Raw genomic sequence first — 21,435 nt, 5'->3', positions numbered from 1 at the left:
AACAGTAGATAAATGCCCATTCGAGGCGTGTAAGGAAGCTTTACGAAAAAACGGCACATATCTGAATATTGGTAGGCCCTTGCCAAGTCTTCAAATGATATGGGCTTCAATAACCTCTGGAATTAAGGTTGCGGTAGGCAAAAATGCACCAGAGACAGCGGAAGCATTGTTCTTTATGAAAAGTATCATCGGGCAGGGAAAACTTAAACCGGTCATCGATCGAAATTTTTCTATCGATCAGATTGTAGAAGCGCATCGATATGCCGACAAAGGGCATAAAAAAGGAAATGTCGTGATTTCAGTACATTGATAAACGTGTGGTAACAACTTATATAACCCATGCCAGCGTTTTTACACGAAAAATCATTAGCTTTAATTAAATAATTTTCGTGTAACTCAGTGTGACACATAAGCTGGCACGAGTCATATACGAGTCCGTTAGCTATCATGAAAAAGAGTATAACATGAGATTAATTTTAATAACACTAATATTGTTTATTGGGTCTTGCAAACAAGTAGAAAATGATTGGATCGATAAAACAAGACATGAAGGATTAAAGAAATTGGAAATTACTGCGCCATTTGAAATATTATCAACTGAGGCTAAGCCAATAGGAATAAATAAAACAATTAAGAATCTTGAGGAATCTAAGGTTTATTTTGATAAAGTATTCAATGAAGATTTAAACTTTGCTGTTTTATTTGTTGACAATCAAAATTGGGATAAATATGCTTGGGCGCCCCCTCCTGGAATGCCACAATCATATTATGACGGGAACATAGTTTTAGGTATAGGAAAATCCATTATGGCTTCAAGATGGGAACAACGATTACATAAGCTTCCAATTCAAAAATTAGATTCATTGAGACATGTTTTTGGTAATGAGATAGATCTTGACATTTTTTTTAGAGATGCTTTGTCTCTCCACGAATTAGGGCATTTGTATCAATTTTATAAAACCAGTAAAGAATCACAAAGACGATGGCTAAATGAAATTTTTGGAAATTTATGCCAAGTTGCATCCGCTAAAAATTTAGAATCAAAAGATGTATTTATCCAAATGGATTATTTCCAAGAATTACTTATCAAAGAAAATTTATGGGGTAAAGTAGAGTATAAAACTTTAGATCAATTTGAAGAAAGCTATTTGGAAATAATAAAACAGGGTAGAAATTATGGTTGGTATCAGACCCAATTCTATCAAATTGCGAAGGAGCTCTATTTAAAGTTTGGCGATGAATTTCTAAATAAATTTCGAGACTTACTGATTTCAATTGATGCTAAAAAAATTGGCAAAATTGAAAATGATGAGCTAATTGAGATAATAAGAAATAACTTAGGGGATGAAGCTGTTGCAATACTGAAATGGAAACACGATAGCTATCAATGTGTAAAATATTCATAGCGGCAATGTGCCGCTACGCCATATACACGAAACGTTGTGTACAATTAGAGGGAACATAATGATAAAAAACATTGTACTTGCTATCTTTCTTTTGACTTTAACCATTAAGGGTTTTTGTCAAACTGATACCGTTCAATTGATCAAACCAACAGGTAAATACTTTGTAGGAACTTCAATTTACGAATGGACAGACGAGTCCAGGGAAATGAAGATTAGACCTGACTTCTCACAGCAAAGAGTTATAGTTACTCAATTTTGGTTTCCAGCGAAACCTGACTCTACCTTGACAAAAGCCCCATACAGTGCGTTATCCAAAGACTATCAAAAAACATTTAGCAATTCTTATTTAAGAGCATCGATCACCGAAGAAATCGATAAAACCCCTTTAATAATAATAGTCCCCGGCAGAGGAACAGAAAGATTCCTCTACACGACAATTGCAGAAGAACTGGCAAGTCAGGGCTTTATCGTTGCCTCGATAGATATGCCTGAAATAGGCTATGTGATTTTTCAAGACGGATTCACATTATATCCATCTGACGATTTTAAAACTCCAAGCGGAATGATGGGGGGTCCTTATGAACTCGTTGATGCTTTTTTTGAGAGACCAACCGAAATTGGATATCAAGACTTGATATTCTCTATTGAAAAGATCACTGAGCTAAATACAGCTGCCTTCGCGGGTAAAATGGAATTGAACACTATTGGGGTTTTTGGCCATTCTTTGGGCGGACGGATAGCAGGTGAATTAACTGCCAAATCAGAAAACGTAAAGGCATTAGCTACTATGGAAGGTATCCCACCTAGGGATGTAAGATATGAAGGAAAAATAGTTGTTCCTTCATTAATGATGTGTGGTTCAGGAACGCTAAAATATGCTGTGGATAACTACAACAGTTTTATCGATAATCGTAAAAATACTGTCTACATGTCCGAGTTAGTCGACTTTGGGCATAATTCAGTGACCGACAATCCTTATATCTACCCAAAAAATTTCAGGTACGAGATAAACTCCAAAAAAGCACTTGAGATAAGCCGAACATTACTAACTGATTTTTTTAAAGAATACTTAATAGACGAAACAGGCTTTTATGAAAAGAATAAAAATTTAGAGTTTGTCAAAATGACAAAAAATCAATAAAAACTGTACACAACAATGTGTAAGGCCCATTAAAACGAACCTTACACTAGACTGTTGGCTGTAATTTGAAAAAAAGTAATACAGTCATTATGAATTGAATAAAAACGTTATATAAATAAATTTAAAATAATTACGTTATTAGACTGGGAATTTTATCGACTTGGCTGTTTTATTTTCGAGTAACTAATAAAAAACAATAAAAATGAAAACCTCAAATTTTAACCTACTTACGATTTTTACTGCAATGGTATTATTCATTGGAACATTTTCTTCTTGTTCAGATGACGACGGACCAACTGCGAATATAACCATCAACGAAGGTCCTTCTGGAGATATAGGTGGAGATTTTACCGGAAACGGTGGGAATGCTTCCCGAACAATTAATTGGTCTAATAATTTGACAACAGCTGATTATAATGCTGACATAACTGCTACTGCAACTGGAGCATTTAATATTGTAGTTGCTGATTCTGAAGGAACTGTAGTACTTGACAGAACTCTGAACGGAGGCACTGAACCTGACAGTATTGACGGAGTTACTCAAGCTGGAGAACCTGGAAATTGGACTGTTACTATTACAATTACTTCATTCAATGGAGATGGAAGTTATTCTTTAAGCGCCGGAAACTAACAACGACTTCACAAATAAATTATTGGAAAGGCTGTCTGAAAATTGATAGCCTTTTCTGTTTAAAAATAAATAAAAACTACAGCTAACACCGTGTACAGGTCATTGCGTCAGAATTCCTAATAGAAATTCATTGCAATTTGCTATCTTTCGATTAAGGCGGTAAGAATCCTGCAGATTTTCCAGCAACGAAGCCATACACAAAACCGTTGGCGGTAATTTGATAAAAACGAAACACCGTAAATGAAGATAAATCGAATAGCATTTGGACTTCTGACAATTGGTATGCTAAGCTGTAATTCAACACAAAAAGAAAAGAACACGAGAGAATCAGAAATCTATCCTGACCTTAAAATTGTGGGCGCAATGAAAAACGTGATGTGGAAAGGAGAATTAGGCAGTAGCATTGACCTTGACACAATATCAGACAAAAACGGACTTTACGGACTTGGACCTGTAAGTTTTTTAACAGGAGAATTACTGATTAATAACGGGAAAAGTTATGTGTCAAAAGTGACTTCCGATTCGACAATGAGCGTAGAAAAAACATTTGACGTTTCGGCTCCATTCTTTGTGTATGGCAAGGTGACTGAATGGAGTGAAATTGATTTGCCATATGACGTTAAAACTATTCAAAATTTAGAGAAATTTATTGACGATAAAACAACTGAATTTAAAAGACCTTTCGCCTTCAAAGTAATCGGACAAGTTTCAGGTGCAATTATTCATACTCAGAATTTACCCGAAGGAATAAAAGTGTCTTCACCTGATGAAGCACATCAGGGTCAGAAAAATTATATTATCAAAAATGAAGATGTTGAACTAATTGGATTTTTCTCAACGGAACACAAAGGAATTTTTACACATCACGACTCATTTTTACATATGCACTTGATAACAAAAGACGAAAGTAAAATGGGACATTTAGACGAATTGGAAATCGGAGAAATGAAATTGTATCTGCCAAAGAAATAAAAAAGTTAATTGAAATAGAATTGAAAGAATAACTAAAGCAAAACAAGGACTATAAGTAATTGCTTCTGATGGTTAAGTGAATGAAAAACAGTACAAAACAACATTCCCCTAATCGGAATAATACGAATCTATAAAAACCGAAACTACTTATAGCCAAGACAGTTACAGTCAATTAAAAACTAGCCTAATGAACAAAATAATTTTAATTCTACTTGGAGTTGCCATTTTAATCTCATGTAATGATTCAAGTAAAGAAAAAGTTGCCTTCAGGGATTTAAACAAAAATGGCAGATTGGATGTTTACGAAGACTCCACACAATCTATTGAAGCAAGAATTGATGATTTACTTTCGCAAATGACTCTGGAAGAAAAGGCAGGATTGATGTTCAACGCCATTTCTGGAGTGGGTATGGGAGAAGGAATTCAAAGGGTAGACTCCTTAATTTCGAAAGTCAACATCAATCATTTGGACATGCCCGGAATGGCAAGGGCGGAACAAGTTTTAGATCACAACAACAAATTGCAAAAGATTGCCGAAAATACAAGGTTGGGTATTCCGATTACGTTTTATTCCGACCCTAGACATGGTATTCGAAAAAATGAAATGACGGGCGAAAACCGTTTTCATTCCTGGTGGCCTTCAGAACTAGGTTTTGGTGCAATTGGAGACGAAGCATTGGTTAAGGAATTTGGGGATATAGAACGCCAAGAGTATTTGGCATTGGGCATACGATTGGCCTTGCACCCTATGGCAGATTTGGCCACCGAGCCTCGATGGTTTCGTACATATACTACGTTTGGAGAAGATGCCAATTTATCCGCAAAACTTACCAAAGCCTATATTGAAGGTTTTCAAGGTGAACAACTAGGCAAACACAGCGTACTTTGCCAAACCAAACACTTTCCTGGTGCCGGGCCTCAAAAGGATGGAATGGATGCACATTTTCCGTCAGGTAAAGAGCAGGTGTATCCCGGAGGTATGTTCGACTACCACTTAAAACCATTCACCGAAGGGGCCTTACCAGCCGGTACTGCGCAACTAATGCTCTATTATGGAGTACCCGTTGACATCACGGAAGAACAAGTCGCCTTCGGATATAACAAGGAAATAGTTACCGATTTGTTAAGGGATTCATTGGGATTTAAGGGTGTTGTATGTACAGATTGGGCTTTGGTAACTGATAATCCAGCGAAACCGGCTTCGGCCTGGGGTGTGGAACATCTAAGCCCAAAAGAACGCGTCAAAAAAATTATCGATGCCGGGGTGGATATGTTAGGTGGGGAGTCTTGTGCGGAGTTGGTAGTCGATGTAGTCAAAGAAGGCAGCATTACCGAATCCAGATTGGATGAATCTATCCGTAGGATATTACACGATAAATTTGTTTTAGGACTTTTTGACAACCCCTATTTGAACAAAGAGGATTTAAAGGTTTTTAAAAATGAGTCTTTTAAGGAAAAAGGAAAGGAGGCGCAGCGGAAATCATTAGTGCTTTTAAAAAATGAAGGGAGCATTCTACCCCTTGACCAAAATATCAAAGTTTATCCTAGTGGGATAGATGCCAAAGCAATAAGCAAATATGCCATTATTGCTGCAACGCCTGAAGAAGCTGATGTCATAGTTCTAAAATTTGGAACGCCCTTCACGCCAGTTGAAGACCCAAAATTCTTTTTAGAGCGAATCTTTCATCAAGGCCGGTTAGATTTTCCAGAAGCCAAAAAGCGTGAGATGCTGAAATTGATTAATACCAAACCCACCATTTCCATATTTACCATGAACCGTCCCGCTGTAATCCCAGAAATTAATACTGGTAGCAGCGCTTTAATTGTTGATTTCGAATGCCAGGATGATATTTTAGCAGAATTGATATTTGGTAAATTCAATCCTACAGGAAAATTGCCTATTGAAATGCCTTCTAGTGTGAAAGCAGTAGAAGATCAATTGGAAGACGTCCCTCATGATTCGAAAAATCCTTTATATCGATTTGGCTTTGGATTGGAATTTAAAGAGAACAATCACTGACTGTAACAAAGCCTAAAATAGATTGCTTGCGGATTTCCTAAACGGAAATCACGCGCAAAAAGCTATCTTTAGGATCGGCTGGATTATCCTTCGGACGAATCAAAGCAACGAACCTTAGCCGAACCGTTATTTGTAATTAAATACAACCAATTAACTATTTAAAAAAATAGACATTATGAAAATCCGAATACAATTATCAATAGTTCTTTTTTTAATTGTTGGACATAATTCTAATTTATTCAGTCAAACGCATCAAAAGGATTTTGATTGGGACGAATTCAATAGGAAGGCAACTTATCTGAGTGATATTCAATTTTCAGCGGATGGCAATTATATTCTATACGCTAAGAGGAATTCAGATTTTGATTCAAATAAATGGGTTATTGAATATCATGTAATGAATATTTCGAACAAGAAGGATTCCATTTTAAATTTTGAACAAAAAGGTGTTCGTGAAATTAAATGGTCCCCTTCAGGGAAGTATTTGTCATTTTTGGCAACTGACGACGGTAAAAGTCAGATTTACGTGCAAGATTATTCAACAGGAGAAGTAAAAGCCATTAGTGATCATGACACAAATATTTCACGGTTTTACTGGAGTAATGACGAAAGCAAAATAGCTTTTTTATCAAAGGATACCCCAATTGAAAAAGAAGAAAATGAAAAATTTATTTCCGCCTTTGAAGTAGGGCCACAAGGGTATCTTAGTGACGATCAATACTTGCCTTCTCACCTCTATCTATTAGATGTTAAAACTCAAAATGAAGAACGATTGACCCAGGGAAAATGGACCATCAATTCTGCTATAAGCTGGGCGTTAAATGACGAAAAACTTGTGTTTACAAAAAAAGCAGATGCTTATTCTTCTCGCTGGAATGATTCTGAAATCATGTTTTATGATTTAGCAACTAAGTCTTTGATTCCTTTTTCCAAAAACAACAAATTTGAATTTAATCCTGAATTTACACCAAAGAATAACCGGCTGTTATTTTGGTATAAAACAGATAAAAATCCCGCAGGATTTACGGACTTATATATCAGAAATGAAGACAACGAATCGATAAATCTTAGTTCATCATTAGATAGAAATATAAAATCCTATGATTGGCTCAGTTCCGATGAAGGAATTCTTGCATATGGCCAAGACGGCACTAAAGATGGTGTTTGGATTATTTCTCTTGATGGCAAAATCAGAAATGCATCTTTCAGCAATTCTTTTGTGATTTCCAGTTTGACTATTAATAAAAATGGGGAAATAGTCTTAATAGGCTCTAAAGGGAATCAACCTTTGGAATTGTTTTATCTAAAAGATCATTCCTCTGCACCAATTCAACTTACTCAATATAATGACACTTTTAAAAAAATGAAACTGGGTAGCGTAGAAACCATTGAATGGAAAACAGATCTAAATTTAACAACAGATGGTGTAGTAACCTATCCACCAAATTTTTCAGCCGGCAAAAAATATCCCTTGGTATTGTTAATTCACGGAGGTCCTACTGCCTCATCAATGGAGTCATTTAATCCGGTAGCACAAGAGATGGCAAGGAACGGATGGATTGTATTCCAACCAAATTATCGCGGAAGCAATAACCGTGGCGATTCATTCCAGGAAGCTATTATGAATGATGGTGGCGAAGGGCCGGGCAGAGATGTAATGAAAGGCATTGAGGCCTTGAAATCCCGGGGATATATAAATGAATCCAAAATAGCGGTTACGGGTTGGTCGTATGGAGGTTTTATGACCTCATGGCTTATTGGAAGATATCCCGACTTCTGGAAAGTTGCAGTAGCCGGTGCCGCTCCAATCGATTTTACAGATATGACCAGTCTAAGTAATATGAATCTTACCTTACGTCATGCTATCACTAATTCACCATGGGTAGGAGATAACTACAAGGATCATTACAATATGTCCCCTTTAAAAAATCTATCTAAGATAAAAGCTCCAACATTAGTAATGTCTAAGGTAGAAGACCAGGTTGTAACAGTGACAGGATCATATAAATTATACCATGCTTTATTGGCAAATAACATCCCTACAAAGTTCATTGCTTATCCGGGAGGAGGTCATTTCCCTTCCGACCCTATAAATAGAAAAGATGTTTATGACAGGTGGATTAGCTGGTTAAAAGAATATTTGAATTAATAAAAACATGAAAAATATTCTGCTCTGCATTACTATCCTATTATTTATTTCCTGTGAAAGGAAATCGAACAAGGCATTGGAACTTTCGGAAGGAGTTTCGAAAGAACTTGCATCGTATCGAAAAAATCAGGTTTCAAACGTCAAATACCAGCTCTTCTTTAAAATTCCTTTAATAAAAGAAGACTCCATAAATTCCAAACTCATTTTAGAATTGTCAGTACATGATTTAAGTAAACCTCTAATCTTAGATTTTAAGTCGAACAAAAAAATACCTCAATCATCTATTGTAAACGGTAAAAGTGTTCCAATTCAATATCAAAAGGAACATTTAATTATCCCCGTTGAACATTTGGTAATAGGCAGCAATAAAATTGAAATCGAATTCATAGCAGGGGAAATGTCATTGAACAGAAACGATGACTATCTGTATACCCTGCTTGTACCAGACCGGGCAAGAACTTTATTCCCTTGTTTTGATCAGCCAAATATTAAAGCAACCTACCTGTTAAACATTAGTGCCCCGAAAGACTGGAAAGTGTTATGTGGGGCACCATTAGATAAAACTAAAGACAGGGCTGGTTTTGTAGAATATCAATTTAAAGAATCTGATAGAATGAGCACCTATCTATTCTCATTTGTCGCAGGAAAATTTGATGCCGTAAACTCAAGCGACACAAGATTCGAAATGTCTTTACTTCATCATGAGAAAGACAGTGCTAAAATTCAATTAAGTACCTCAAGAATATTCGATTTACATCAACAATCAGTTGACTTTTTAGAAAAGTACACGAACTATAATTTTCCATTTCAAAAATTAGATTATGCCTCCATATATAGTCATCCATATGGAGGCATGGAACATACCGGGGCCATTCAATACCGTCAATCTCCTCTCTTCCTGGATAAAAGTGCCACGAAAAAACAGAAATTAAGGCGTGCCAAACTAATAGCACATGAAACTGCTCACATGTGGTTTGGCAATTTAGTAACCATGCAATGGTTTAGCGATGTTTGGCTAAAAGAGGTCTTTGCTAATTTTATGGCAGACAAAATCGTAAATCCACAGTTTAAGAGTATAAACCACGATTTGTCTTTCTTTATCGACCATTATCCGGCGGCCTATACTATAGACCGCAGCACAGGGGCAAATCCCATCCGCCAAAATCTTGACAACCTCAACAACGCAGGATCGCTATATGGTAATATAATCTATCATAAAGCACCAATAATGATGCGCCAACTGGAGGCCCTAATTGGGAAAGACAATTTCCAAAAAGGAATAATAGAGTACATAAAAGCGTTCGAAAATGATAATGCGGATTGGAGCGATCTGGTAAATATCCTCGATAAATATTCGGTGTTAGATTTAAAGGAATGGAGTAATGTATGGGTTAATTCACCAGGGCGCCCCGTTATTGAAAGCACAATTCTCTATGATGATAGAAATAATATAAAATCCTTTGTTATTGAGCAGCGGTCAGAAAATAATTCCGGAAATATCTGGCCTCAGCTATTCGAAATATCACTTATTTATCCGGACAGTGTGCATGTAATAGAAGTTGGTTTAAAAAAACAAAAAATCCGGCTTACGGAAGCAGAGGGTTTGCCAAAACCAAATTACGTAATATACAATAGCAATGGACTGGGGTATGGCGTATTTCCTGTATCTGATACAGCCTTAGAATTTGTGTCAAAAGTCAACGATGAAATAGCCCGGGCAAGCATATACATTAGCTGCTATGAAAATGTATTAAACGGTAAAATATCCAAAAATAATGCGTTCGGAATTTTTCAGGAGGGGTTAAAAAAAGAAAAAAACGAGTTGCTGTTATCATTACTCTCCAACCAAATAATTCATTTATTCTGGACCTATTTTTCTGAAGAGGAACGAAATAAGAAACAAAGCGAAATAGAGGAACTCCTATTTGCCCGGCTCCAACAGGATGAAGAACCGAGTATTAAAAAAACGCTGTTTAATACATTTCAATCCTTTGCTTATAACGGGATTGCCAGGGATAGACTCTACAAAATTTGGCGTAAGGAAATAGTAATTCCCAAGCTGATTCTGAATGAAGATGACTTTACCGGAATTGCAATGAGATTGGCTCTTTTTGAACACCAGGGATCATCTGAAATACTTAAGGAAGCAAGGACTGTACTAAAAGATTCTAATAAGGTGAAACGATTTGATTTCCTTATGCCCGCATTATCTGCTGAAAATGAAATTAGAATGGATTTTTTCCGGTCATTGGCAGATGAAAAAAATAGGGAAAAGGAAAATTGGGTGCTGTCTGCCTGCTATTACATCCACCATCCTTTAAGACAAGAAACGGCCATTGAATCGCTAGACCTTAGCCTAAATCTCATTGAAGAAATTCAGCAAACCGGGGATATATTTTTCCCGAAAGGATGGTTAGACAACACCATAGGATTGTATTCATCCGGTGAGGCATACGCCATCTTAACGGAGTTTCTCGATGCTAATCCCAATCTAAACCCGCTACTCAGGTTGAAGATCTTACAAGCGACGGATGATTTATATCGAATTCAGCGTAACGTAAATGGGGCATCCTTAATCAAATAAAGAGTCTTGCTGCAGATAAAGAATTTATAAAAGTGATTGTGAAGGTTCTGCGTGAATCAATGTATGCATTGAAATCATTAGGTATAACTACTATGCTAAAAAGAAACAGATATCTGCAGTTTTTCCCTGATTTTTTTCTGGAATTCATTTTCGGAAAATTGCTTAATTCAGAGTATGCTGAAATTGCACTTGCCGGACATGCTGAGGCAGCTCGAACAGAAATAAGAGCCCTTGCAGATGGTTTCTAAGTTCTTTGTGAGAAATCAAAAGTCGACTATGGAACTCTTAAAAAGCTAACTAGTTATATCTAGTATAATTAAGCCAGGTGATGGAATGCACATAAATAGGTCCTTCTCGTACGGCCGTTTTGTGTAATTAGAATATTCATACTCCTTTGTAACATTCCGGAGTTTCCAACGTCCTATCCTCTATCAATCGACTATTCAATCCAAATATGAAATCAAATAAAAAAACCGGAAGGCTTGCAGGGCTATTGTTTCTACTAATTTTTATAACTGGCATAGTAGTCTATCAAATTTTGCAAGGCCCTGTATTATTTTCGGATGATTATCTAACCGCCACATCTGCAAACTCAACTGAAATCATTATTTCCACCTTGCTTTTATTTTTAAGCGGCATAACTTCTGTTGTTATAGCTGCAATTTTATTGCCAATTTTCAAAAAATATAGCACCCCCTTGGCTTTTATATATTTAGCATTTAACATTCTAAGCTTTATAGCTATAGCTATTGATAACATTAGTGTTTTATCTATGTTAGAGTTAAGTCGGGAGTACGTTGGAAATGGAAATGCTAATTCTGGCATATTAAGTACATTAGGTACTGTACTATATAAAAGACATTGGTGGACACACTACTTGAGCCTGCTGATTTCTTGCTTCCCACTTTTTATTTTATACTATACATTCTATGTATCCAAATTAATTCCAAAAGTCATTTCAATCTTTGGGATAATAGCTGTAATTCTAATGTTTATAGAGATATTATCTTCTATTTTAGGAAATAGCATTAGTATGAATATGCTTCTTCCATTAGGACTCATTCAACTAATTCTTCCACTTTGGTTAATTTTCAAAGGATTGAATTCATCAACTTTAAAAACTGAAAAATAATTACTGAATTAATTGTTATCTTGAAACTGAAGGATTTTAATACACGATAATGAAAAGACTACAAATTAATTTATGGACAGTTTTGGCAATACTCATACTAATGGTCGTTGGTTGTGAGTCTAAAACCAGGCTTATTTCGGGGGAAGGCTATACCGAAGTCAAAGGTGGACAAATATGGTATAGAATTGTTGGTGACAGCGACAAAACCCCGCTACTATTAGTACACGGCGGGCCGGGATTCCCAAGTTATTATCTTAATCCATTGAAAGAATTAGGTAAGGACAGGCCTGTAATTTTTTATGATCAGCTTGGTTGTGGAAGGTCAGAAACTGAGGTTGACAGCACTTTAATGACTGTTGAAAATTTTGTTGAACAACTTGAAACCCTTAGGGTAAATTTAGGGCTTGAGAAATTTTACCTATATGGTCATTCATGGGGTACTATGTTGGGAATGGATTATTATCTTAAATATCCCGATCGTGTAAAAGCATTGATCTTTGCAAGTCCGGCATTGAGCATTTCGAAATGGACAGAAGATACAGCAGAATTAATAAAGACACTCCCGGATTCCATCCAATCTGCTATTAAAGTTAATAATGAGAACGGAACCTATGATTCGCCTGAATACCAGCAGGCCATAAATGTATTTTATGAGAATTTTGTGGCTAAAAAACTGCCATGGGATGCCAATATGGATAGTACGTTTACAGGAGCAAATATGAATGTTTACAATTATATGTGGGGGCCGAGCGAATTCAATGCAACGGGGATACTAGAGGATTATGAACGGGGCGAACAATTAAAAGAAATAGAAATCCCTACCCTGTTCGTTTGTGGTGAGTTCGACGAAGCCAGACCTTCAACAGTTCGGCATTTTCAAAGTCTTGTGCCAAACTCAAAGATGGTGGTAATTGAGGATGCCGCTCACATATCAATGCATGATAACCCGGATGAAAACAACCAGGCAATCAGAGACTTTTTGCTGGAATTGGAGAATTGAATTTAAACATTATTCATATTGAGTTATTGTTGCGGTAGAAATGGAAGTATAATCAAACCCTAGGGTGGTAAATAAAAAAATATGCAGACAATATTAGGCGCAGGTGGAGCCATTGGGGTAGAACTTGCCAGGGCATTAAAAGATTATACCAATGACATAAGGTTGGTTAGTAGAAATCCGAAAAAAGTGAATGAGATGGATGAACTTTTTAAGGCAGATCTCCTCAATGCTTCGGAAGTAAAGAACGCCGTGAAAGGCTCATCCATAGTCTACGTTACAGTTGGGTTTCCATATAATTACAAAACCTGGAAAGAATGCTGGCCAAAATTTACAAAAAATGTTATTGGTGCCTGTATGGAATATGATTGCAAACTGGTATTTTTTGATAATATCTATATGTATGACCCAAACTACCTGAACCGTATGAATGAGGAGACACCCATAAATCCCCCAAGTAAAAAAGGTAAAATACGTGCACAAATAGCAGATATGATCCTGTCTAAAGTGAAAGAAGGAAAACTTACTGCCCTTATTGCCCGTTCGGCAGATTTTTATGGCCCGGGCATTAAAAACACAAGCATGTTAACAGAAACGGTTTTTAATCCTTTCTCTTCAGGCAAAAAGGCAAACTGGATGGCTTCACTAAACTATAAACACTCTTTTACCTATACTCCGGACGCAGCCAAGGCCACGGCGCTGCTGGGTAATACTGAAGAGGCCTATAACCAGGTATGGCATCTTCCTACAGCTAAAAACCCATATACCGGTCGGGAATGGATTCAGGCAATTGCAAAGGAAATGGGTGTTAAACCTAAAACTCAAACGGCTGGCAAATTTATCGTACGCTTACTTGGACTTTTTGTTCCCCTGATGAGGGAAATGCCTGAAATGATGTACCAGTACGACAGGGATTATGTCTTTAATTCGGATAAGTTTGATACGCATTTCGATTTTGAAGTCACCCCCTATTCAGATGGAATAAAGGAAATTGTACAATCAGATTATAGTAAATAGCAAAACGTAGTAATAAAATAATTAAATGAAGAAAATTGGTTTTTACATCGCAATATTCTTAATAGCTATAGCTTGTCAGACTCATACTAACATAGTATCTGTTGAGCCTGAGGGCCTGGACTGGCTCCCGGATAGTGAGGAATTCAAAGCTGGAGCAATCCTGGTACCGGAAAATCATGATAACCCGGATGGAAAAAAAATTCAGATTACGTATATCGTAATAAAAGCTAAAGACACCCTTTCCAAGGAGTTTCCAATGATCTTCTTTTCCGGTGGCCCGGGAGGCAATACATTAGGTCCCGGGATGATCCAATTTTTAAAGGAACACCCCCTGAGAAATAACCGTGATATCATTTTATTTGATCAGCGTGGTATTGGCTATTCATCTGCCATGCCGGATATGTCTTTTGATGCTTTTAATATTATGGCCGAAGATGCTAATGAGGAACAAGAACTGGCATTAACTGTTAACATGATAAGCAAATATAAGAAGATGTGTGAGGAGCAGGGAATTAGCCCGGAATACTATAACACTATACAAAATGCCAGGGACGTAGGAATGCTTTTTAGTCATTTGGGTTATGAGAAATACAATCTGTTTGGAGGTTCTTATGGCACACGCATAGCACGGGTAGTGCAGGATATGTTTCCGGACTATATTCATAGTTCAATCCTCGATTCACCTGCGCCACTAAGTGGTGATTTTCTTGTTAATAGACTTGACAGCTATTCGCTGGCTCTGGGTAGAATTTTTGAATTTTGTGATAATGATCCCGATTGCAAAACAGAATACCCAAGTCTAAAGGAAGATTATTTTAAAGCAATTTCCATTTTAGAGGAAAAGCCCTTAAAAACAAGCTTGAATGATTCTATAAATGTAACTATTAATGCCCAGGATGGGATTTATTTATTGCGAAGGTTGTTATATCAAAGTAACTCCAGGGAAAAGGCTCCTGAACTCATTAAAGCCTTTGTTGACGGTGGTGGTGAGGTAATTAATCAAGTTTTGGGGTTTGAATACCAGTTAACGGGCGGACTAAATCTTACAATGTTGTTGTCTGTAGAAAAATTCGAAAATTTTAATCCTGCCAATACCCCCGAAGTCATCTTGGAAAATTATAACAAATATCCTTTAATTCCTGTTAAACTGGGCTTTTTTGATGCTTTTTATATTGCCGGGGCCAATTGGCACAGCAACAATTTACCTCTGGAAGATCGAAAATTTCAGGATTCTGATGTACCCACCCTTATTTTTGTAAACAGGTTTGATCCTGTTACTCCACCAAAAAATGGTGCTCTTTTCAAGGAAAATCTAACTAATGGAACCCTGTTAATACTAGATGAAGGTGGTCACGGTGGTGGAAACCAGGAATGCAAAGACAAGGTTATGATCAATTTCATGAACAACCCGAATGCGAAACCGGATTTTTCCTGCCTTAATTTATTTGAAGAATAAAATTGAACAAGCAGTTTAGGCAATTGATCCCAAAGGTTCTTAAGTTGGAATTGCCTGAGTAAAAAGCTGTTTGAAGAATTCTACCAATATCACCAGGCAAATGGCATATCTCCAAGCTGGTATAAAAAATCTCAGGATGGCGTAAGTATTTTTTTGTTTTGGGACTATATTGCAATAAATTGTTACACCTTGATAGCTATAGATACCCAAACACCCTTGCCCTCACTTCAGAAATTACTGGAAGCCAACAACTGGTTAAATCCGAATGAAAAAATAAACACACTTTCAAAACCCGGGGAAGGTAATATGAATGTTGTACTCCGTGTAAAAACAAATCAGCGTTCATTTATCCTGAAACAATCACGCCCTTTTGTTCAAAAGTACCAGCAAATTGAAGCCCCGCTTAACAGAATAGAAGTAGAATATAAGTTCTATGAAGCCATTCAGGAAACATCCATAACATCTCACATCCCTGCAATTTTAGGTTTTGATCCAAAAAATTACCTCATGCAAATGCAAGACCTGGGGCAGTGTGAAGACATGACAGCTTGCTACGAGGATCGAGCCATCTCACAAGACATTCTTGAAAAACTGATCAACATAGCAGAAACTATCCATGAAGTAGGGCGAATAGATAATTTTCCCCAAAATTTAGCCCTCAGGGAGTTAAACCACAAGCACATTTTTGTATTGCCATTTCTGGAAGACAATGGATTTCAGTTAAATGATGTACAACAAGGTTTACAGGAATTATCGCTTCCTTATAAAAGGGATAATGCAATTAAAGCTGTTGTTAATAACCTTGGAGATATGTACCTTTCCAAAGGAAATGTTTTGATCCATGGCGACTATTACCCCGGCAGCTGGATGCAATTAAAAAATGAAGTTTATATCATAGATCCGGAGTTTAGTTTTATGGGTTTCAGGGAATTTGATCTTGGCGTTATGACAGCTCATTTAATTATGGCCACTATGGAGCCATCTTCCTTAAAAAAAGTAATGCAACTTTACAAGGCTGATGCAGATTCTGGTCTGGTTTCGCAGGTGGCAGGAGTTGAAATTATGAGGCGTTTAATTGGACTCGCGCAGTTACCGCTGGAAAGAACCATTAATGAAAAAGATGATCTTTTACAACTCGCCAGAAAAATGATTTTAGTATGAAATATACCCTTTTTATTATCGTCTTGGTTTTGTCCGCAATCTTATTATCATGCAAGGATCAGAAAACGCAAATAGATATCCCTGAACCAAAGAAATCTGCTTACGCCCAGGATTCCCTGGTTTTAAACAAGGAAGAGCTATATGATAAGATTCTGGGTGCACTGGTGGGTTCTGCAATTGGAGATGCCATGGGTGCATCTACCGAGATGTGGCACAGATCTGACATTCAGAATAAATATGGGTATATCACCGGCCTTACACCAGCAGAGCGGATTCAATCTCCAGAAGGAACCTGGGAGCATAACCTCAACGCCGGAGCAACTACAGATGATACAAGATGGAAGTACTTTATGGTTTCTTATTTTGAAACCTATTCACCCGGACTAAATGCGAAGAATTTTACAAAATTTATTATAGATTATTATAAATCCATCGCCTCAAAGCTTGGTGATAAAGAAATTCTGGCTTCGCCAGATGCCCTGGATGCCAGATTGGAAAAGGTAGATTGGATTAAAGAATGGGCCAGGGTGGCGCTCGCCTACCAGGAAAGTACAGAGGCGTACCTGGAGGCTCAGAATAGATTTTATGGAGGGGAAATGTCCTGTGCAGGCATGTTATATACCCCTATGTTTGGCTTATTGGAACCCAACCCGGAGATTGCATATCTCACAGCCTACCAACATTCCCTTTTTGATATTGGATATGCCAAGGACATTTCCGGACTGGTAGCCGCCATGACACAAATGGCTATGAGAACCACAAATATGGACTCAATACTCAACACGGCTGTCTTTATAGACCCGATGCGTTATCAGGACAGCAGACTTGTAGGACGACTTTCATACAATACCGCAGACGCCACCAGAAAATATGTGTACCTGTCCAGAGAAATAAAAGTTTCAGATTCCATCTTGTCAAAGGATACGATAGAAATGAAAATTCCTGATCATTATAATGGGACAAAAACGGATTGGGCACAGCAGGATTTTGTTTACAAATTATTGGAAGAAGACGAAAAGGCGATTGCTTTTCATGCCGGTGAGATCTGGCAAATATTAATAGCCGGACTGGCTTTTGGTGATGGCGATTTTGAAAAGAGCATTCAGTTTATTGTGAACTATGGCAGAGATAATGATACTGTGGCTGCAGTAGCAGGTATGATCCTTGGGGCAAAAGACGGATTTAATAAATTACCCCCTGAATTGCGCACCGTAGTACTTGAGGTTAACAAGGAACAATTGGGAATTGATCTGGAGGCACTAGCATCCAGAATGGTTGAAAGTATGATTCCTGAAACTGAAACTTCAAATTAAAATGGCTATAAAAAACTTTATACATGAAGATTTTTTATTGCAGAACTCTTTTGCGAGCAGGCTGTATCATGACTATGCCAAAGATCTACCCATCATTGATTACCACAATCATTTATCGCCTGAGAAAATAGCAGAAGACTACAGGTTTGACAATATCTCTGAGGTTTGGCTGCATGGTGACCATTATAAATGGAGAGCAATGCGTACACTAGGAATTGATGAAAAATATATTACCGGGAATGCCTCCGATTCAGAGAAATTTATGAAATGGGGGGAAACTGTTCCATATACAGTTCGCAATCCCTTGTATCACTGGACACATCTTGAATTAAAGCGCTATTTCAATATCGATGTCCTGCTGGACCAGAATAACGCAGAAGAAATTTACAACACTTGTTCTCAAAATTTACAAAGTCCGGATTATAGTACTATGGGTCTCCTGGAAAAAATGAAGGTTGAAGTCGTCTGCACCACAGATGACCCTTTGGATACCCTTGAATATCATAAAAAAGCGAGCAATAACGACCTCTTAAAATTATTACCCGCATTCAGGCCCGATAAAGCCTACGCAGTTGAAAATACCACCGTCTTTCTTGAATACCTGGGCAAATTAGAAGAGGTTGTTTCAGCCTCAATCCATACATATACCGATCTTCTGGATGCTTTAGAATCCAGGATAGACTATTTCCATGAAAATGGGTGCAGACTGGCTGATCACGGTTTGGATTACCTCCCTTATTATAAAAGTGAAACTTTCAATGTCTCTAAAATCTTTAGTTCTCTAAAAACTGGGGAGTCACTTAATTCGGATGAAGTTGCCTATTTTAAATCGGAGGTATTAAAATTTCTATCCAAGTGTTATCATGAAAAGGGATGGGTTCAGCAATTTCACCTCGGTGCGCTGAGGAATAATAACCAAAGAATGCTTCAACAACTTGGACCTGATACCGGATTTGATTCTATCGGCGATTTTTCACAGGCGAGTTCATTAGGGAACTTCCTGAATTATCTGGATAGCACAGATCAGCTAGCCAAGACTATTATTTATAATTTAAACCCGGCAGATAATGAAGTTATCGCCGCTATGATCGGGAATTTTAACGATGGGAGTGTAAAGGGCAAAATTCAATTTGGTTCGGCATGGTGGTTTCTCGACCAAAAAGATGGTATGGAAAAACAGTTGAATACTCTTTCCAATATTGGCCTGCTTAGTTGTTTTATAGGAATGTTAACAGATTCCAGGAGTTTCCTGTCATTTCCCAGACATGAATATTTTAGGAGAGTACTCTGTAACCTTATTGGCAAAGACGTAGCAAATGGTGAATTACCGGAAGATGAAAAATGGTTGGGCAAAATTGTATCCGATATTTGTTACCACAACGCAAAGGCCTATTTTCCATTTTAGATTTAGCAGTCCTTCAGGAATTTAACTTTCTTAAGTTATATTTGATAGTAATAAGTAATATTTAATCAATGTCTGATTTATTTTCTGTAGAAGACAAAATTATTGTCATTAGTGGAGCCACAGGGGTATTAGGTTCAGCTATATCAGCTTATCTGGCCCAGCAAGGTGCCAAAGTAGTTGCTTTGGGAAGAAATCAGGATAAAGTCAATACGTTAATCAGGGAAATTACAGGCACAAAGCATAAAGTAACTGCTTTGATTGCTGATGTAACCAATGAGCAAGATTTGGACCGTGCAAAATTGGAACTTGAAAATGAATTCGGAAAAATAGATGTCCTGATCAATATGGCAGGTGGGAATATGACCGGGGCCGTGATAACCCCGGAACAAACCATATTGGATGCCGGAATAGATGATCTGAATAAAGTAATGGAATTAAACTATATGGGTTCTTTCCTTCCCATAAAAACATTCCTGCCATTGTTTCTGAAAGATCTAAAAGGAAGTATCATAAATATTTCTTCCATGGCAGCTCAAAGGCCAATTACCCGGGTGCTGGGATACGGCTCAGCCAAGGCGGCTATTGATAACCTTACCAAATGGTTGGCCACTGAATTTTGTAATAAACACAGTGCGGAATTAAGAGTAAACGCCATTGCTCCGGGTTTCTTTTTAACGGAACAAAACCGTGCACTACTTACCGAAGCAGATGGCCAATTAACTAAACGCGGCAACCAAATTATAGCGAATACCCCAATGGGTAGATTTGGCAATCCTGATGAACTCTTTGGCGTGCTTCAATGGCTGTGCAGTGATGCTTCAAAATTTGTGACAGGAACTATTATTCCTGTTGATGGTGGTTTTAACGCATATTCGGGAGTATGAGGACAATGGAACAAACTATGCGATGGTATGGGCCAAAAGACCCCGTAACCCTGAGTGATATCAAACAAGCCGGAGCAACAGGGATTGTCACCGCATTACATGAAATACCTAATGGTGAGTTATGGAGTGTAGAGGAAATACAAAAACGAAAAGGTCTCATAGAAGATGCCGGACTGAGATGGTCTGTTGTAGAAAGTGTGCCAGTTCATGAATTAATTAAGCGGCGAAGCGGCAATTTTCAGGAACTGATAGAAAACTATAAGAAAACTATCATAAATCTGGCCTCAGCAGATATCAATATTATCTGCTACAATTTTATGCCCATTTTAGATTGGATTCGAACTGAACTGGATCATGAGCTTCCAAATGGTGCCAGAACATTAAATTTTGAAATGAAGGCCCTTGCCGCTTTTGACTGTTTTATATTGAAGCGAAAGGGAGCCAGGGAATCTTATCCTCCCGCCATTATTGAAAAGGCCGAATCATATTATACAAGTTTGGATTCCGATGGGAAAGAAAAGCTTAAAAGAACCATTCTGGATAACCTCCCTGGAGCAGAAGTTGGTTATACCCTGGAAGAATTTCAACTTGCATTAGACGATTATCGGAACATTGATAGTGCTATTTTAGAACGGAATCTGCATCTTTTTTTGAATGAGGTACTTCCTGTTGCTGAGGAGAATAATGTTTTTATGGCCATTCATCCGGATGATCCTCCTTATCCGATTCTCGGTCTGCCAAGGATTATGAGTACAACGGATGATATTAAAAGAATTCTTTCAGAAAATAATAGCCCAAATAATGGAATTACTTTTTGTACAGGTTCACTCGGCGTAAGGGAGGATAATGACCTGGTACGAATAGTGAGAGAATATGGTCATCATATTCACTTTGTTCATCTACGAAGCACAAAAAGAGATAAAGAAGGAAATTTCTATGAGGCTAGTCACCTTGAAGGGGATGTACCAATGTATAGTGTAGTAAAGGAGCTCCTACAATTACAGGAAAAAAGAAAGAAACAATTACCTATGCGGCCAGATCATGGTCAACAAATCTTAAACGACCTCAGCTTAAAGACTAATCCGGGTTATCCTGGGATAGGGCGACTTAAAGGTTTGGCAGAATTAAGAGGGCTTATGCATGGAATTGTAAATCAAAACAAATGAG

At 37.5% G+C, this 21,435-nt stretch carries 18 protein-coding genes; all 18 read left to right on the top strand.

Annotated features, from left to right (window positions below; all coding sequences use genetic code 11):
* A partial coding sequence (locus Q0X89_RS03155; protein WP_297691153.1) for a zinc-binding dehydrogenase occupies positions 1 to 310 on the top strand: 310 nt, incomplete at its 5' end.
* Between the two features lie 154 nt (positions 311 to 464).
* A complete protein-coding gene (locus Q0X89_RS03150; protein WP_297691152.1) occupies positions 465 to 1,406 on the top strand; it encodes a hypothetical protein in 942 nt (313 codons plus the stop codon).
* Between the two features lie 58 nt (positions 1,407 to 1,464).
* Positions 1,465 to 2,547: a hypothetical protein gene (locus Q0X89_RS03145; protein ID WP_297691151.1), complete on the top strand. Its 1,083-nt coding sequence runs from the start codon at positions 1,465 to 1,467 to the stop codon at positions 2,545 to 2,547.
* Between the two features lie 202 nt (positions 2,548 to 2,749).
* Positions 2,750 to 3,178: a hypothetical protein gene (locus tag Q0X89_RS03140; protein ID WP_297691150.1), complete on the top strand. Its 429-nt coding sequence runs from the start codon at positions 2,750 to 2,752 to the stop codon at positions 3,176 to 3,178.
* A gap of 240 nt (positions 3,179 to 3,418) precedes the next feature.
* The gene (locus Q0X89_RS03135; protein ID WP_297691149.1) at positions 3,419 to 4,150 is read left to right on the top strand and encodes an acetolactate decarboxylase; all 732 of its coding nucleotides are present in this window, start codon (positions 3,419 to 3,421) and stop codon (positions 4,148 to 4,150) included.
* Between the two features lie 187 nt (positions 4,151 to 4,337).
* Positions 4,338 to 6,170 (top strand): glycoside hydrolase family 3 N-terminal domain-containing protein, encoded by a 1,833-nt coding sequence (locus Q0X89_RS03130; protein WP_297691148.1) that lies wholly within the window; start codon positions 4,338 to 4,340, stop codon positions 6,168 to 6,170.
* Positions 6,171 to 6,345: 175 nt separating this feature from the next.
* Entirely contained in the window at positions 6,346 to 8,319 is a 1,974-nt protein-coding gene (locus Q0X89_RS03125; RefSeq protein ID WP_297691147.1) for a S9 family peptidase, read from the top strand.
* Between the two features lie 7 nt (positions 8,320 to 8,326).
* Positions 8,327 to 10,903, top strand: a complete 2,577-nt coding sequence (locus Q0X89_RS03120) for a M1 family aminopeptidase (protein WP_297691146.1) — start codon at positions 8,327 to 8,329, stop codon at positions 10,901 to 10,903.
* Positions 10,904 to 10,941: 38 nt separating this feature from the next.
* Positions 10,942 to 11,151: a hypothetical protein gene (locus tag Q0X89_RS03115; protein WP_297691145.1), complete on the top strand. Its 210-nt coding sequence runs from the start codon at positions 10,942 to 10,944 to the stop codon at positions 11,149 to 11,151.
* A gap of 206 nt (positions 11,152 to 11,357) precedes the next feature.
* Positions 11,358 to 12,035: a DUF4386 domain-containing protein gene (locus Q0X89_RS03110; RefSeq protein ID WP_297691144.1), complete on the top strand. Its 678-nt coding sequence runs from the start codon at positions 11,358 to 11,360 to the stop codon at positions 12,033 to 12,035.
* Between the two features lie 49 nt (positions 12,036 to 12,084).
* On the top strand, positions 12,085 to 13,035 hold the full coding sequence (locus Q0X89_RS03105) for a proline iminopeptidase-family hydrolase (RefSeq protein WP_297691143.1): 951 nt from the start codon (positions 12,085 to 12,087) through the stop codon (positions 13,033 to 13,035).
* A gap of 81 nt (positions 13,036 to 13,116) precedes the next feature.
* Positions 13,117 to 14,049 carry an NAD-dependent epimerase/dehydratase family protein gene (locus tag Q0X89_RS03100; protein ID WP_297691142.1) on the top strand — a complete coding sequence of 311 codons (933 nt, stop codon included), beginning with the start codon at positions 13,117 to 13,119 and terminating at the stop codon, positions 14,047 to 14,049.
* 25 nt (positions 14,050 to 14,074) lie between these two features.
* Positions 14,075 to 15,505 (top strand): alpha/beta fold hydrolase, encoded by a 1,431-nt coding sequence (locus Q0X89_RS03095; RefSeq protein WP_297691141.1) that lies wholly within the window; start codon positions 14,075 to 14,077, stop codon positions 15,503 to 15,505.
* 189 nt (positions 15,506 to 15,694) lie between these two features.
* On the top strand, positions 15,695 to 16,666 hold the full coding sequence (locus Q0X89_RS03090; protein WP_297691140.1) for a phosphotransferase: 972 nt from the start codon (positions 15,695 to 15,697) through the stop codon (positions 16,664 to 16,666).
* Positions 16,663 to 17,979 (top strand): ADP-ribosylglycohydrolase family protein, encoded by a 1,317-nt coding sequence (locus Q0X89_RS03085; protein WP_297691139.1) that lies wholly within the window; start codon positions 16,663 to 16,665, stop codon positions 17,977 to 17,979. The genes Q0X89_RS03090 and Q0X89_RS03085 overlap by 4 nt, the downstream gene beginning before the upstream one ends.
* A gap of 1 nt (position 17,980) precedes the next feature.
* Positions 17,981 to 19,384: a glucuronate isomerase gene (uxaC, locus tag Q0X89_RS03080; RefSeq protein WP_297691138.1), complete on the top strand. Its 1,404-nt coding sequence runs from the start codon at positions 17,981 to 17,983 to the stop codon at positions 19,382 to 19,384.
* A 68-nt stretch (positions 19,385 to 19,452) separates the two neighbouring features.
* On the top strand, positions 19,453 to 20,268 hold the full coding sequence (locus Q0X89_RS03075) for an SDR family oxidoreductase (protein ID WP_297691137.1): 816 nt from the start codon (positions 19,453 to 19,455) through the stop codon (positions 20,266 to 20,268).
* A 5-nt stretch (positions 20,269 to 20,273) separates the two neighbouring features.
* Complete coding sequence (gene uxuA, locus Q0X89_RS03070) at positions 20,274 to 21,434, top strand: mannonate dehydratase (protein ID WP_297691157.1); 1,161 nt, start codon at positions 20,274 to 20,276, stop codon at positions 21,432 to 21,434.
* The last annotated feature ends 1 nt before the right edge of the window (position 21,435 follow it).

The sequence above is a fragment of the uncultured Eudoraea sp. genome, from assembly GCF_947258525.1.
Taxonomy (GTDB): domain Bacteria; phylum Bacteroidota; class Bacteroidia; order Flavobacteriales; family Flavobacteriaceae; genus Eudoraea.
The sequence above is the reverse complement of the archived record's forward strand: the minus strand, read 5'-3'. Positions and strand labels throughout refer to the sequence as shown.

Bases quoted from the DNA above. Each gene is read 5' to 3' on its own strand.
- uxaC (WP_297691138.1), top strand. From the start codon at position 17,981: ATGGCTATAAAAAACTTTATACATGAAGATTTTTTATTGCAGAACTCT.
- uxuA (WP_297691157.1), top strand. From the start codon at position 20,274: ATGGAACAAACTATGCGATGGTATGGGCCAAAAGACCCCGTAACCCTG.
- Q0X89_RS03140 (WP_297691150.1), top strand. From the start codon at position 2,750: ATGAAAACCTCAAATTTTAACCTACTTACGATTTTTACTGCAATGGTA.
- Q0X89_RS03130 (WP_297691148.1), top strand. From the start codon at position 4,338: ATGAACAAAATAATTTTAATTCTACTTGGAGTTGCCATTTTAATCTCA.
- Q0X89_RS03075 (WP_297691137.1), top strand. From the start codon at position 19,453: ATGTCTGATTTATTTTCTGTAGAAGACAAAATTATTGTCATTAGTGGA.
- Q0X89_RS03125 (WP_297691147.1), top strand. From the start codon at position 6,346: ATGAAAATCCGAATACAATTATCAATAGTTCTTTTTTTAATTGTTGGA.
- Q0X89_RS03145 (WP_297691151.1), top strand. From the start codon at position 1,465: ATGATAAAAAACATTGTACTTGCTATCTTTCTTTTGACTTTAACCATT.
- Q0X89_RS03085 (WP_297691139.1), top strand. From the start codon at position 16,663: ATGAAATATACCCTTTTTATTATCGTCTTGGTTTTGTCCGCAATCTTA.
- Q0X89_RS03105 (WP_297691143.1), top strand. From the start codon at position 12,085: ATGAAAAGACTACAAATTAATTTATGGACAGTTTTGGCAATACTCATA.
- Q0X89_RS03135 (WP_297691149.1), top strand. From the start codon at position 3,419: ATGAAGATAAATCGAATAGCATTTGGACTTCTGACAATTGGTATGCTA.
- Q0X89_RS03095 (WP_297691141.1), top strand. From the start codon at position 14,075: ATGAAGAAAATTGGTTTTTACATCGCAATATTCTTAATAGCTATAGCT.
- Q0X89_RS03150 (WP_297691152.1), top strand. From the start codon at position 465: ATGAGATTAATTTTAATAACACTAATATTGTTTATTGGGTCTTGCAAA.
- Q0X89_RS03120 (WP_297691146.1), top strand. From the start codon at position 8,327: ATGAAAAATATTCTGCTCTGCATTACTATCCTATTATTTATTTCCTGT.
- Q0X89_RS03110 (WP_297691144.1), top strand. From the start codon at position 11,358: ATGAAATCAAATAAAAAAACCGGAAGGCTTGCAGGGCTATTGTTTCTA.
- Q0X89_RS03100 (WP_297691142.1), top strand. From the start codon at position 13,117: ATGCAGACAATATTAGGCGCAGGTGGAGCCATTGGGGTAGAACTTGCC.